The organism is Dyadobacter flavalbus (assembly GCF_006149045.1).
Taxonomy (GTDB): domain Bacteria; phylum Bacteroidota; class Bacteroidia; order Cytophagales; family Spirosomataceae; genus Dyadobacter; species Dyadobacter flavalbus.
The window spans coordinates 322,201-336,866 of sequence record NZ_VBSN01000038.1 but is presented as its reverse complement, the minus strand read 5'-3'; the positions used below and the strand labels follow the sequence as shown (position 1 = coordinate 336,866).

The following is a 14,666-nucleotide window of genomic DNA, read 5'->3' as shown; positions in this document are numbered from 1 at the left end:
CTGATGTAAACAATTTCATTCAGCTACTTTCGAACATTTATGCGCATCACATTTCAGCGACAAGTCCTGTTCGGCATTTCGTTTTCGATCATTCTGGTCTTTATTGTGGGCCTTACTTCCTACAATGCAATCCGGATGCAGCAGGAAAATGCCGGATGGGTCAATCACACCAAACAGGTTATTCTGGTTTCTACTTCGGTCAGAAACCTGTTGCTGAGAGCTGAATCCAATGTGCGTGGTTTTACGATAACACGCAATCCGACTTTTGAATACAATTACAAAACAGCTTCCGAGCAAATCTGGTCGGAACTGGACATTCTGCGTAATCTGGTTATGGACAACCGCGTACAGGCCAGCAGAATTGATTCGCTGATGCCGCTGATGCAGTCGCGCATCCAGACGATGAACGTTCAGTATGAACTGGTCAAGTCGGGAAGTTACTCGGAGGATACGATCAAGGCACTGATTCTGAAAGGCAAAGACCTTTCATCGCAAATTGATTTCTATTTCAGACGGGTGGAAAACCTGGAAGAAGGGCTGCTTACCGAAAGGGAGCAGAATGCATTGACGAGTTCCAATGAAGCCAAGCAATACATCGTTTTCGGAACGCTGATTTTTCTCCTGGTTGTGTTCATGTTGTATTATCTGGTCAAGAAAACCTATAATGCACAGATTGTTTCGGAACAGAATGCGCTTAAAGCTAATGAATTACTCGAAGAGCTTGCTTGTGAGGATCAGGAAAAGAACTGGATTCTCATCGCTGCGGTACAACTCTCGGAAGCAATCAGAGGCGAACCCACACCCATGGAATTGTCAAAAAATATGTTGTCTAAACTGGTCAGTGTTTCGGATGCAGCCGTTGGTACCATGTACCTGGTGAACCGGACGGGCGAAATTCTCAAACTGGCCGCCAGCTACGGTATCAGTGAGCCTGTTGCTGAAATCATCCCTTTGGGCAACGGCATACTCGGACAGCTTGCAGCGGATAAAACCAGTATAAAAAGGCTGGAAGTTGCACCGGCTTATTTCAAAATACAGAGCGGCACGGGAAGTACCGAGCCTGGAATTGTGTTTGTAAAAACCTTTATTTTCGAGGATTTTGTGACGGCTGTTGTTGAAATCGGTTTTTTGAACAACCCGGGAGCAAAGTTTGCCAAACTGCTGGAAATGATTTCGGATAATGTTGCCGTGGCCATTATGGCATCCAAGGCAAGGCTGATGACGAATGAACTGCTTGAAAAAACCCAGCTTCAGGCGGAAGAACTGGAAAGCCAGCAGGAAGAACTCCGCGTTACCAATGAAGAACTTACCCGCCAGTCGTCCTTGCTTCAGGTTTCCGAAGAGGAGCTGCGCATCCAGCAGGAGGAACTGAAGCAGACTAATACGGAACTGAAGGAAAAAGCTTTCATGCTTGAAGAACAGAAAAGGACCATTGAGGAAGCACGCGATCAGATTCAGCTGAAGGCAGATGAGCTGGAAAAAAGCGGCCGGTTCAAAAGCGAGTTCCTGGCCAATATGAGCCATGAATTGCGTACGCCGCTGAACAGCATTCTGATTTTATCACGCATACTTAGTGAAAACAAAGAAGCACGGCTCAGCAATGAAGAACAGCGCTATGCATCGGTAATTTTTAATTCCGGTAACGATCTTTTAACACTGATCAATGATATTCTGGACCTGGCGAAAGTCGAATCCGGTAAAATCGAGCTGTTTTATGAGCAGGTAAAAACGGAACTGCTGCTTGCAGAGATACGAAACACATTCCAGAAAGTAGCGGAGAACAAAGGTCTCGTTTTGAAAATAGAGAAAGATGGATCCTGCCCGGAAATGATTTATGTAGATCAGGTCCGGTTACTACAGATTCTCAGAAATCTGATTTCCAATGCCATCAAGTTCACTTCATCGCCGGGTACCGTTTCCCTGACGATCAGCCGGAAAGAAAATGAGCTGTATTTCAAAGTAGCCGACACCGGCATCGGAATCCCTGCGGACAAACAGCAATCGATCTTTGAAGCATTCCAGCAGGCGGATGGTTCTACCAGCAGGAAATACGGCGGTACCGGATTGGGTCTATCTATCAGCCGCGAACTGACCAACTTGTTCAAAGGCTCCATTTCACTGGTCAGCGAACCCGAAAAAGGCTCTGAATTTACCCTGAAAATTCCGGTTCAGAATGGACGGGAAAGCGCAGAAATCGTTACAGAGCCCGTAAAACACGCCGAGCCGGCACCTGCAAGCATTGCTGTAATAAAACCGGTTAACGGCAAGTCCAACCGTTTGCTGCTGATTGAAGATGATGAAATTTTTGCCGCTGATATGTCCGCCAAAGCACGTGATTTCGGTTTTGAGGTACAGGTTGCAAACAACGGAAAAGATGCGCTCGCCATGGCTGCAAGCTTTAATCCGACTGCCATTATTCTGGATATGCACCTGCCTGATATGTCCGGCGATGAAGTGCTTCAGAAGCTGAAATCCAATCCGGATACAAAATCAATTCCGGTACATACCGTTTCTGCCGGCGAGTATTTCAATGCGGACATGCTGAAAGGCGGCGCTGTCGGGTTTATGCAAAAACCGGTGGATCAAAAGTCTGCTGAAAATATTTTCAGTCTGCTGAAACTGGAAGGAAAAAAGACAGACAAGCAACGCATCCTGTTGATTGAAGATGACGCTTACCAAAGCAAATATCTGGGCGATTTCCTTGCCGAAAACAACATTTTTGTCCTTTATGCTTATTCCGGAAAAGAAGCATTGGCAATTCTGAACCGCGAACCTGTGGACGGAATCATTCTGGATATCAGGCTTTCGGATATGAACGGGCTCGATCTGCTGGATCAGATCAAGAAAAAAACGGAATGGAACAGCCTGCCTGTGGTTGTCAATACGGCCGAAGACCTGACGCAGACCGATCTGAACCGCGTGCTGAAATATGCGCATTCGGTGGTTATGAAAACCAAAAAGTCGAATGAACGCCTGCTCGATGAAGTGAAGCTTTTCCTCAAAAAAATAAAGCCGGCCGAGCCGGGAGAAGAGCCTGTAAAAAAACCGTTCAGCAATCCGGTTGTGCATGCCGAAAATGTATTTGTAGGCAGGAAAATCCTGCTGGCCGATGACGATATGCGAAATATTTTTGCACTGAGCGCTGTTCTGGAAGATTCCGGGTTCAGTATCGAAATTGCCACAAACGGAAAAGAAGCCATTCAGAAACTGGAAGAAACAGCCAACATTGATCTGGTGCTTATGGATGTGATGATGCCGGAAATGGACGGGATCGAGGCAACCCGGACCATCCGCCAGATGAACCGTTGGCCGGATCTGCCGATTATTGCCGTGACTGCCAAAGCCATGCAGGGCGACCGGGAGCAATGCCTTGCAGCCGGAGCCAATGATTACATTTCAAAACCTGTGGACATTGACAAGCTGCTATCGTTGATAAAAGTATGGTTACATTCTGCCTGACAAATGGTTATTATTGAATATTCCGAGCTTGAAATGCTGATTGTACGCATCCGGGAAATTTCCGGGTTTGATTTTTCCGGGTATGCCAAACCGTCGCTGCTAAGAAGTACAAGCCGCTATCTGACAAAGAATGCAATGAACCTCAAGGAACTTTTCCTGTATATCGAGCAGGGCGGGAGAGCAGTTTACGACCTTATTCAGGAACTGACGGTCAATTATTCCGAAATGTTCCGCGATCCGGATTATTTTAAAAAAGTAAGGACCGAGGTTTTTACATACCTGGATTCGTATCCTGCGCTGCGGTTCTGGGTGGCAGGCTGTGCGTCGGGAGAAGAAGCTTTTTCCATGGCAATCCTCCTTAAGGAAGCCGGGTTGCAGGGCAAGTCACTGATTTACGCCACGGACCTGAGCAACAAGGTACTGACTGCGGCGCGTGAAGGTGTTTTTACACTCGGAAACATCCGCACATTTTCAGAAAATTACCTGCAGGCTGCCGGAACCGGATCGCTTTCGGATTACTATTATGTGGCTTATAACAGGGCGGTGATCGCACCGGAACTGCGGAAAAACATTATATTTTCCCTGCACGACCTTACCGGAGACGGCGTGTTTAACGAGTTCCAGTTTATCAGCTGCCGCAATGTAATGATCTATTTTTCGCTGGAACTGCGGCAGAAAGTATTCCGGCTATTGTATGACAGCCTGAGCATGCTCGGTTTTCTGTGCCTTGGCAAACGGGAAACATTGCGGTATTCAGGCATTGAGCAACATTTTAAAATCATTGACAGTGAACTGAACATTTACCAGAAGATAAAATGAAAGAGCAATCAGATGAACCGCTCAGTCTGGTTTTACTTGGCGGCTCCTCGGGAAGTTTTACCATTTTTGAAGAAATACTGAAAATGCTGAAAAACCCGGTTTCCTGTGCGCTGGTTTTTATCATTCACAGAAGAAAAGACAGTACGGCTGTGCTGCCCGAAATTTTCAGGAACAAAACAAATATAGCCATGAAAGAACCCATTCATCTGGAACCGGTACTGCCCAATCATATTTACTTTGGTTATCCGGATTATCATCTGCTCATCGGTCCGGACGGGCGGTTTTATTATGATGATTCCGAAAAAGATTTTTTTTCCAGGCCGTCGATTGATGCTACTTTCGTTTCGGCGGCATTGTCGGGAATTCCGGTAAAAGCAGCTATGCTGTTTTCGGGTTCGAGTGCGGACGGCGCTTTCGGGTTAAAACTCATTGCGCAAAAAGGCTTTCCGACTTACGTGCAGGACCCGGCATATGCCGATTCGCCGAGAATGCCGGCGGAAGCAGTCAGGCAGTATGATAAACATCACGTGCTGTTGGAAAAAGGCTTTTATAAAATGATCAGGGAAGTACTATACTAGTGCCAAAAATTACATATGGAAAATACTAAAATTCTGCTGCTGGATGACCGGGAAGAAAATCTGATTTCCCTGAAAGCTATTCTCAACAGAGACGACATCGAGATTTTTGAAACAACTTCGGCCAATGAAGCCCTGCGTATGGTTTGGGAGAACGATATTGCTGTTGCACTGGTGGACGTTCAGATGCCGGGAATGGACGGATTCGAGTTTGCAGAAACGCTTTTTTCAAATCCCAAAACAAGGGAAATTCTGATTGTGTTCGTTACGGCGATTTCAAAAGAAACCACTTATGCGGTACGCGGGCTCAAAACCGGCGCTATCGATTATTTGTACAAACCGCTCGATCCGTATATAACCAATGCGAAAGTAGATTCCCTGATCCGGCTTGCCCGCAGCCAGAAAGAAATCCGTGACAAGAACAAGATGCTGGAAAATTATGCGACCATCATCCTGAATTCGCCTGATATTATCGCCACCGTAGAACCGGAAACGGGGAAGATCATTTCCATTAACCCTTCGGTAGAAAAAATACTGGGCCTGGTGCCGTCCGATTTGCTGGGTGTAACGATTCTGGACTCGCTTGTGGATCCGCTCAACTCCGGATTCCGGGAAGTTCTGGTAAAAAAAACCTATCTGAACGGGGAAACGATTGTCGTGGAAGACCGTTTTTTCGGCCGGCTGCGTCAGCCCGTCTGGCTGGAACTCCGCATCATGTACAAGAACAGGCTGCTTTTTATCAATCTGCACGATATAGAAAAGCGCAAGGCACACGAGCGTGCCCTGATCGATGCACAGACACTGGCCGAAAAAGCGCGCAAGGTAAAAGAATCATTTCTTGCCAATATGAGCCATGAAATCCGCACGCCATTAAACGGCATCATCGGATTGGGCAACCTGCTGAATGCAACGCAGCTCGACGAGTCGCAGCGCGATCTTGTAAGTATGCTCCGGCAGTCTTCCGGTTCGCTGCTGAATATTCTGAATGACATTCTGGATATTTCCAAAATGGATGAAGGCAAATTCTCGATTGTTCCGACGGCGACAGACCTGCGGCAGCTTGGAAAAGGGATTATTGATCTGATGCGGTTCAAGGCAGAAGAGAAAAAACTGGAACTCAGTCTTTTTGTGGAGGAAGCGGTTCCCGAAAACGTGATGGCCGACGGCATGCGGATCAATCAGGTTCTGCTCAATCTCGTTGGAAATGCCTTGAAATTTACGCAGAAAGGCTATGTCAAACTGCGGATTGAACGTATTTCGGAAACCGAGAACGGGCATAAAATTAAATTTACGGTAGAAGATACCGGCATCGGAATGTCCGAAGAGCATATGTCGAATATATTTTCGGAATACGGCCAGGCTTCTGAAAACACATCTTATCAGTACGGCGGAACCGGCCTCGGCCTGACTATCTCCCAAAAGCTCATACGGCTGATGAAAAGCGAGCTGGAAGTGAACAGCCGTTTTAACGAAGGAAGCCAGTTTTTCTTTACACTCGTATTGAGCAGCACCAAAGAGAAGAGCCAGGATAACGCGTCACAGGCGCTGTTTCAGGAGCTGCCACCGTTTGATGGCGAGTCCGTACTGGTGGCAGAAGACAATCCGATCAATGCATTGCTGCTTAAAAAATACCTGAAAACCTGGGCTTTGAACCCGACGATGGTTGTAAACGGAAGGGAAGCCGTGGATATGCTGAAAAAACATAGCTTTGACCTTATTATTCTGGATACAAGAATGCCGGAAATGGATGGTTTTGAAGCGGCAAGGCATGCCCGTACTATCCTGAGCGTAAAAACACCGATACTTTCGCTTTCTGCAACCGTATTGCCCGATGAAGTATCGCAGGCGCTGCAATCGGGAATGAACGACACGTTAAGCAAGCCGTTTGAGCCCGAAAAACTGTACAGAAAGATCAAGTCGCTTTTGTTTGCAGAAGTAAAATAATGACGGCCTGCTGTCCGGAATGCAACGTTTTATTTTCATTTGCCGTAATGAATAATTGATGGATTTCGTTAATATTAAAATCCTTATTGTACAAACGACAAAATGAAAAACATAAGAAACAGTTGGAAATTACTGCTGTTGATAACCCTCGCCGGATGCAGTTCATCAAAAACGATGACGTATGAGTCGAAATGGAATGCTCCGTTCTCGTATGTTGATGAAGTAAAGCCGGATCAGCAGGATCAGAAATCCAGACTGAAGTACGGCATTATCAATGACGATCAGTACGTATATCTGACTCTAAAGACGAAAGATCCTTCGACAATCCAGAACATTCTTGCCAGCGGGCTTAAAATTTCGTTCAGTCCGCAGGGGCAGAAAAAAGATGCATACTCGTTGCTTTTTCCGGTTGTCATGAAAGAAGACCGCAAGGCGCTGAAACGCATTGATACCGACCTTCCAAACAGCCTCGGCCTTGATCTGCTGATGGATTCCTATAACAAGGAAGCGGTATGGAAAGACAAACAGGGACAGCATTTTATCAATCTCGTCGCGCCGGACGGCAGTATCAAGTCGCACATTTCCATGGACCGCAACGGTGAACTTACGGAGCAGATTGCCATTCCTTTCAGCCTGATGGGTGTAAATGCCAAGGAAACCGAAATGCTTGGCGTGAACATCAAAGTGGACGGACAGTCCTCACAGTCCGGTTTCAGTCCGAGAATCGGAATCGGACTTGGCGGCGGAATCGGAATGGGCGGCGGCATGGACGTTGGCCTCGGAACCGGCGGATACGGGCGTAACAGCGGAAACGACCGCAATGTGGATATCAGGCTGGAAGTTCAGCTTGCAAGAGCAAACTAGTTATCCTGAAACGGTTTTACGAAAAAGCCCGGTGCATGTTCATCGGGCTTTTCTGTTGTTTGCGCCGGTTGCCGGGTAGGGATCCGTTTTAATGTTTCAATTACAGGCACCGGTTGATAGGATTTTAGGTAATTCCTGAATTATTTTGAAGCAGGTTTAGGAAGCGTTCAGGTTTGTCGGGCAGGATAAAAACAGTAAATGGTGAATAAAAACAGTATCAGGAAATTTTATAATTATCTGAGGTTCCGAAGGAACCTGCTGAGGTATAGCCTCAAAAAGGTAAAAAGCTACGAGATTGTACTGCTGTGGCTGAAAAGCATGCTTACTAGATCTCAGTTTCTGATATTGTCGGGTATTCTGGTTGGTGTCACCTGCGGGTTTGCCGGCGTTGTCCTGAAATCGCTTGTCCATTATATTCACTATGTAATTGCCAACAAAGTCCATTTCGAGGAACAGGTTTTCTTTTACATCCTTTTCCCGTTCCTTGGCATTCTGATCACTACGCTTGTGGTTATACTGTTTTTCAAAGGGCAGGATAAAAAGGGGATCGCGCTTATTCTCTACGAAATTGCGCAGAATTCCAGCGTGGTATCTTCCGTTAAAATGTATTCCCAGATTGTGCAGAGTGCAATTACGGTCGGACTTGGCGGTTCGGCGGGGTTGGAAAGCCCGATTGCTGTAACTGGCGCGGCCATTGGTTCCAACTTTGCCCAGACTTACAAACTGGATTACCGCGAACGAACGTTGCTGCTGGCTGCAGGCGCAACGGCGGGCATCGCTTCTGCCTTCAACGCGCCGATTGCGGGAATGATGTTTGCCTTTGAAATACTGCTGACCGGCGTTGTATTTTCAGATTTCATTCCGCTGGTTGTTTCGGCAGTTTGCGGCAGTCTGATTTCCAAGGTTCTTTTGCAGGAGGAAGTTTTGTTTCAGTTCAAAAGCCGGAATCCGTTCGATTATCATAATATTCCTTTTTACCTTTTTCTGGGAATTTTCTGCGGATTGTATGCACGTTATTTTGTACTGATCGCCAAGTACATCGACGAGTTTTTTCACGGCCTGAAAATTACAAGGATTCAGAGAGCCATGCTCGGCGGCGCAATACTTTCCGTACTCTGCGTGTTGTACCCGCCTTTGTTCGGTGAAGGTTACGATACGATCAAGGCCATTACAAACGGGCAGATGCAGCATGTGATCGAAAACAGTTTTTTCAGGTTTATCGGTTACCGCGAGTGGGTAGTGATCGTATTCGTCGCACTCATCTGCCTGCTGAAAGCTTTTTCTGCATCCATCACGATTTTCAGCGGCGGCAACGGCGGCAACTTTGCGCCTTCGCTTTTTGCGGGCGGATCGCTCGGTTATGTTTTTGCGTTGCTTTGTGTTCAGGCCGGGATTACCAATGTTCCTGTCAATAATTTGGTTATTGTCGGAATGGCGGGCGTCATGAGCGGCGTACTTTACGCTCCGCTGACCGCCATTTTTCTGATCGCAGAATCGACTTCCGGATATGATTTGTTCATTCCGCTGATGATTGTTTCTGTCATTTCATTTTTAATTGCCAAATGGTTTTCGCCCATTTCCCCTGACCTCAGAAAACTGGCCGAGCAGGGGAAAATATTTACAAAAGAACATGACCGCAATCTTTTGTCCCTGCTGCATATCCTGGATCTGATCGACAAAGATGTACAGACGGTCAGCGTACATGCAACGCAGGAAGAACTGGCAGAACTGGTGAGAACGGGCAAGCGGAATATGATTGCTGTGACGGACGGAAATAAAAAACTGGTCGGCATCATTTCTCTGGACGACATTCGGCCATTATTGTTTAATCCTTCCGTGTACGATCTGCTCACGGTTTCCAATCTCATGAAAGAACCGTCCGTAGTCATCAGCGATTTTGACAGCGTTGTGAGCGTGGTGAAAAAATTTGATGAAACCGGTGCATGGAACCTGCCGGTTGTCAAAACCACCGGAGAGTTCGTCGGCTTTATTTCCAAATCAGGCGTACTGAACAGCTATCGTCAGTTACTTCGGGCACATTCCGGATAGCTGGAAAATCGTGTCATGTACAAAGTAAAATGTACAAAGTAAAATGTAATAAGTAAAAGGTAGAAAGCGATCTGACTGGAAAAGCATTCGCACGTTAAAAACTTTACTTTTTGCATCCTTTACATCTTACATTTTACATTCTGCCTTTCACCATTTCACATTCTATGTTCCCCGCGTCGCAATTCAGCATTTCCCTTTTCGCATACAACCTTTTACTCTTTGCTTTACAAAGTCTGCAATGTACTTCGGAATCAATGCATTAAGTTTTTTGGAAAGTAAGGTTGAAAAATACTGCAATACAGCTGCTTGCAAAGTATTTTATTTGTAATATATTTGAGTTATCAAGTATATGTCAATTATTAATAAAGTAATTATTATTGTAATGTCGGATTTATCGCAATCTTTAAAACTGTTTCTTAATCTTACAATGGTACAGACCCTGGCTGCCAAACGCTTTGATGCACGTCTGGGAAGTCATGGCATTAACCTCAATGAATTCATGATTTTGTTTCACCTGAGCACTGCGCCAGATGAGAAAATGAGGCGGATTGATCTTGCTGAAAAGATAGGATTAACCGCCTCAGGAATTACGCGTATGCTGACGCCGCTGGAAAAATTAGGTATGGTAAAACGTGAGGCCAATAGCCGCGATGCAAGAGTATCGTATGTGAAGCTTGCAAATGCCGGAAAGCGGGTGCTTGCAGAAGCGGTGAACACGGCAGAATCCACTGCCGATCAGCTGATGAGTGCTGTTAAAAACAAAAAGCTGGATGAAATTTCAAAAATGATCGTGGAACTTGGCGGAAGCATTCAGTAAATAAACTTATGTCATTAACTAAAAAAAGCCGGATTAATCCGGCTTTTTTTAGTTCGTCAAAGGAAAATGTGAAATGTTCCTTTGTCTGTCTCTTTCTTTTTTGATCAACTCGTGAGCAGCCAGAATGGACGTTTGCTGGTTAACGACCATTTGCCGTATATCAGCCGGAAGCTGGTCAGACTGCAGTGCTTCTTCATATGCTTTTTTGGCTGCATCTTCGCCGGTTTCGGCATTTTCAAGAACAGCTCTTCTGTTATCATTTGTAAAAACGGAACGGATATCCATCCATGCCCTGTAAATTTTTCCTGAAACCATTGTTCCGGATTCCGGCTCGCCGCCCAGCTTTGTAACTTCGGCTTTCAGGTCACTTGCGAAATCCCTGCTGTTGGAAGCGAGACCCTTGAACAATGCACGCAAGTCGGTTTCAATTTCTTTTGTTTCGTCGTATGCTTTTTCATAACCGGCAACGCGGTCGTTATTTATAAGTATCAGATCGTTCAAAACGTCTATAACTGCTGAATCATATGCCATGGCAAATTTCAATTTAGTGATATGCTGATTACATAAATAATTGTTCCAGTATGATCAGCAAAGCATTTTGCGGATGTAAAAATCATGCTTTATAAAAACCGGTACCTGCGGTAATCCGAACCGTACATTCTGAATGGTAAGTTTGAAATTATTACCCGTGATTATTCCGATCGGAGTGATCTGACAGGGTTCATCATGGCTGCTTTTACCGACTGAAACGAAACGGTGAACAAGGCAACCGCAATGGAAAGCAATCCGGCAAGGGCAAACATCCACCATGAGATTTCAATCCTGTAAGCAAATTCCTGAAGCCATCTGGTCATCATCCAGCCGGCCGCAGGCATTGCAAGAACAATGGCAACAGCAACCAGTTTCAGGAAATCCCTTGAAAGCAGTGCAACAATTCCGCTTACCGAAGCGCCAAGCACCTTTCGAACCCCGATTTCCTTTTTGCGTTGCTCGGCAGTAAACGTAGCAAGTCCGTATAATCCGAGGCAGGCAACAAGGATGGTCAGCGCTGCAAAAATGCCCAGAATCCGGCCGGTTTTTTGTTCGGTCCTGTAAATTTCGTTATAGCTGTCGTCCAGAAACCAATACGTAAAGGGCAGATCCGGTTTGAAACTTTCCCAGTTTTTCTGCATGCCTGCGAGCAAACCGGATACTTCCGAAGTCCGGGTTTTGATAATCATGGAACCTCCGCCGGTATTCAAGGTCATGACAAGCGGCGCAATGCGTTCGTGCATCGACCGGAAATGAAAGTCCTTTACAACGCCTATAATCCGGTAAGTTTGCTGTTTTCCTTCATTGTTTCGGTGCAAAACGGTTTTATTGAGCGCATCGGTTTTCCAGCCGAAGTTTTTGGCAGCAGTTTCATTGATAATAATAGCCGTAGAATCTGTACCGTATGCTTTGGAAAAATTCCTGCCTGCGGCCATTTCCATTCCCAACACGTCCACATAATTGTAATCCACTTCGTAACGGAGTGTTTTCAGAAACTGTGCGGGATTATTTTCCGGTGTAAGCATGAAGTTGTTATTGTTGGAAGGACCGGCGGGAACATAGCTGGAAAGACTGATCTTCTGAACGTTTGCGTTGCGCTCCGTTTCATTCCGGAACGCTTCCCAGTTTTTCCCCAATGCCCATGCCGGGATCACCAGAACCTGATTTTTATCGTAACCCAGCTTTTTATGCTGAATGAATTTCAGTTGCTGATAAACGACAGTTGTGCCTATTATCAAAGTAATGGAAATAAAAAACTGGAAAACGACCAGCCCGCTTCTTAACCCGGCATTCCGGTTTGAAGAGCCAGGCCTGACAGATGCTGATCCGCCTTTCAGAACGGCTACCGGCTTGAACGATGAAAGGAAAAAGGCCGGGTAACTGCCTGCAAGTACGCCTACAGACAAACCGAAAGTCAGCAGTGCGGGAACCAGTTCCAGAACAAAATTCCAATGCAAAACAAGGTTTTTTCCGGACAGCAGATTGAACATTGGCAAGGCTGCCGCACAAATGACCGAAGCCATTATCAAAGCAATGGATGTCAGCAGGAGGGATTCCGTGAGAAATTGCCAGATCAGTTCATATCTGGCGGAACCCATCACTTTTCTCACACCCACTTCACGCGCACGTCTGGAAGAACCGGCTGTAGAAAGATTCATAAAGTTGATACAGGCAATGAGCAGCATGATAACTGCGATGGCACCGAAAATATACACATACCGCAGTTCACCGTTGCTTCCGAGATCGTACTGAAAATCCGAATGCAAGTGAATATCCGTAAGCGGCTGCAAATGCAGGGCGACATCGTTTCCGCTTTTCCGGAACTCTTCCAGACTTACGCCCAATCCCTGTTTAATCTGCGGAGCCATGTATTTCTGAACAGTCTGCGGAAGTTTTGCTTCAAGCTTTTTGTAGTCATAACCCTCAGGCAAAAGGAGATAAGTAAAAAATTCTGAAACCATCCAGGACGGCGAACTGGCGTCTTTATACGTGGACATGGAGGCAAGCAGGTCAAAATGAAAATGGGAGTTGGCCGGAATTTCTTCCATCACGCCGGTAACCTTGTAAATGGTTTTCCAGTCTTTCAGATGCAGTTCTTTTCCCAGCGCATCCTTGTTTCCAAAATATTTTTCGGCCATTGTTTTCGAAATCACAACAGAATTGGGCTCGGTCAAGGCTGTGCCGGGATTTCCCTGCAGCAATGGCAGCGTAAAAACGGCAAGGAAATTGGAATCTACAAAGGCCAGCCTGTCGTTTGTAAAAAGTTTTTGTCCTATCTGAATAACCGGTTCGCCGCCCTGACGAATGCGTGTAGCTTCCAGCACTTCGGGATAATCGGCTTTGAGTGCCGCGGCAGTCGGCGGCATTACATGCGCTTCGTGCATCTTTCCACCCTGTATAACACCACTGAAAACGACCCGCACAATGCGGTTTGCTTTGGTATTGAAACGGTCAAAGCTCAGTTCGTCAAGCACATACAGACTGATGAGCATGCAGGAAGCCAGCCCGATCGCAAAACCTGCAATGTTGATTACCGAGAAAGTACGATTCCGGACAAGGTTCCGCCAGGCAACCTTAAAGTAGTTTTTCAGCATGATAAAAGAAGTTTATGACTGAACCTTATGACAAAAATTTTCATAGCTAAACGATATGTACAAGGTATTACATAGTTCTTTGTATAAAATACATACCTGAATGCTAAATTCCTGAACAATAGCTAGTTGTTTCTGGTAAGATGTTATTTGGCGTTCGGATTCGGACAGTAACGTACGGATTTGACCGGAATTTTCCAGTTGTGTGTATGGTGAAAAGTGAAATGTTGAAAGGAAAATTGCTTGTAACAGCTTAATTTACCTTTCTGTAAAAAAGGGAGTTTCCGCGTAAAAGCGGGTGGCTCCCAACCAACCCGTTTTCATGAACCGTCAGGGCCATATCCTTTACAAATATCTCCATAATCCAGGGTTCCACCTGAAATACGAAGTAATTATCTTCCGGATTGACCTGAAATGCCGAGTATCGTTCCGGTGTGAAGCTGAAAAATACTTCCAGGTTGCCGGCTTTAACTTTCGGTAATTTGACGTATCCTTTTGCATCCATTTTACCAAATTGATCGCCATCAGGACTTTTGGCCAAAACTTCAAAATACGGTAAAATCTGTTTGTTTGGATGCCGGATTCGAACCGTTGTATATTCCCCGGATTTTGCCTTGCTGGAAACCAGTTTGAGGTCAGCATACGGCTTTGGGCTGCTGTTGAGGATGATTTTTCCTTTATCAAACTGCCATTTTCCGCTTCCCTTTCTGTCAACCGATCCGTAGGAGAAAAATAGTTCAAATGTACTGTCGGGCTTCAGTAATACGGCCGATGCGGTTTCCATTACATCCTGCAGATGATATTCGCCCGCAATGGAATCGGTTGAAATCTGTGAAAATGCATTTGGCGAAAGCATGGCGGCAAGCCCTAATGCAAGGTATAATTTGATAATAAACTGCATTCAAGGAGCGGGTGTGTAGTGTTTGGCGCATAAATAGGTCTATGCGGCCGGCAATGTAAGCAGAATAAGTTGATCCGGCTTATCGGTTTATCCTAAGGTAATCGGAATGATTATCC

10 protein-coding genes are annotated in these 14,666 nt (G+C 45.7%); 7 read left to right on the top strand and 3 right to left on the bottom strand.

What is annotated here, in order from left to right; all coding sequences use genetic code 11:
• The first annotated feature begins 39 nt into the window (after window positions 1-39).
• From FEM33_RS13125 to FEM33_RS13095, 7 genes are all read left to right on the top strand, one after another.
• Complete coding sequence (locus FEM33_RS13125; protein WP_139012465.1) at window positions 40-3,459, top strand: response regulator; 3,420 nt, start codon at window positions 40-42, stop codon at window positions 3,457-3,459.
• Window positions 3,460-3,462: 3 nt separating this feature from the next.
• Complete coding sequence (locus tag FEM33_RS13120) at window positions 3,463-4,278, top strand: CheR family methyltransferase (RefSeq protein WP_139012464.1); 816 nt, start codon at window positions 3,463-3,465, stop codon at window positions 4,276-4,278.
• Window positions 4,275-4,856 carry a chemotaxis protein CheB gene (locus tag FEM33_RS13115; protein ID WP_139012463.1) on the top strand — a complete coding sequence of 194 codons (582 nt, stop codon included), beginning with the start codon at window positions 4,275-4,277 and terminating at the stop codon, window positions 4,854-4,856. The genes FEM33_RS13120 and FEM33_RS13115 overlap by 4 nt, the downstream gene beginning before the upstream one ends.
• Window positions 4,857-4,871: 15 nt before the next feature.
• Window positions 4,872-6,797 (top strand): response regulator, encoded by a 1,926-nt coding sequence (locus FEM33_RS13110; RefSeq protein WP_139012462.1) that lies wholly within the window; start codon window positions 4,872-4,874, stop codon window positions 6,795-6,797.
• Window positions 6,798-6,899: 102 nt separating this feature from the next.
• Window positions 6,900-7,661: a hypothetical protein gene (locus FEM33_RS13105; RefSeq protein WP_139012461.1), complete on the top strand. Its 762-nt coding sequence runs from the start codon at window positions 6,900-6,902 to the stop codon at window positions 7,659-7,661.
• A 318-nt stretch (window positions 7,662-7,979) separates the two neighbouring features.
• The gene (locus FEM33_RS13100; RefSeq protein ID WP_229214232.1) at window positions 7,980-9,710 is read left to right on the top strand and encodes a chloride channel protein; all 1,731 of its coding nucleotides are present in this window, start codon (window positions 7,980-7,982) and stop codon (window positions 9,708-9,710) included.
• A 427-nt stretch (window positions 9,711-10,137) separates the two neighbouring features.
• The gene (locus FEM33_RS13095) at window positions 10,138-10,527 is read left to right on the top strand and encodes a MarR family winged helix-turn-helix transcriptional regulator (protein ID WP_229214231.1); all 390 of its coding nucleotides are present in this window, start codon (window positions 10,138-10,140) and stop codon (window positions 10,525-10,527) included.
• 48 nt (window positions 10,528-10,575) lie between these two features.
• Here FEM33_RS13095 and FEM33_RS13090 read toward each other — a convergent pair whose 3' ends face one another.
• From FEM33_RS13090 to FEM33_RS13080, 3 genes are all read right to left on the bottom strand, one after another.
• Window positions 10,576-11,058: a ferritin-like domain-containing protein gene (locus FEM33_RS13090; protein ID WP_139012460.1), complete on the bottom strand. Its 483-nt coding sequence runs from the start codon at window positions 11,056-11,058 to the stop codon at window positions 10,576-10,578.
• Window positions 11,059-11,219: 161 nt separating this feature from the next.
• On the bottom strand, window positions 11,220-13,652 hold the full coding sequence (locus FEM33_RS13085) for an ABC transporter permease (RefSeq protein ID WP_139012459.1): 2,433 nt from the start codon (window positions 13,650-13,652) through the stop codon (window positions 11,220-11,222).
• Window positions 13,653-13,902: 250 nt separating this feature from the next.
• Complete coding sequence (locus FEM33_RS13080; protein ID WP_139012458.1) at window positions 13,903-14,550, bottom strand: hypothetical protein; 648 nt, start codon at window positions 14,548-14,550, stop codon at window positions 13,903-13,905.
• Window positions 14,551-14,666 lie beyond the last annotated feature (116 nt).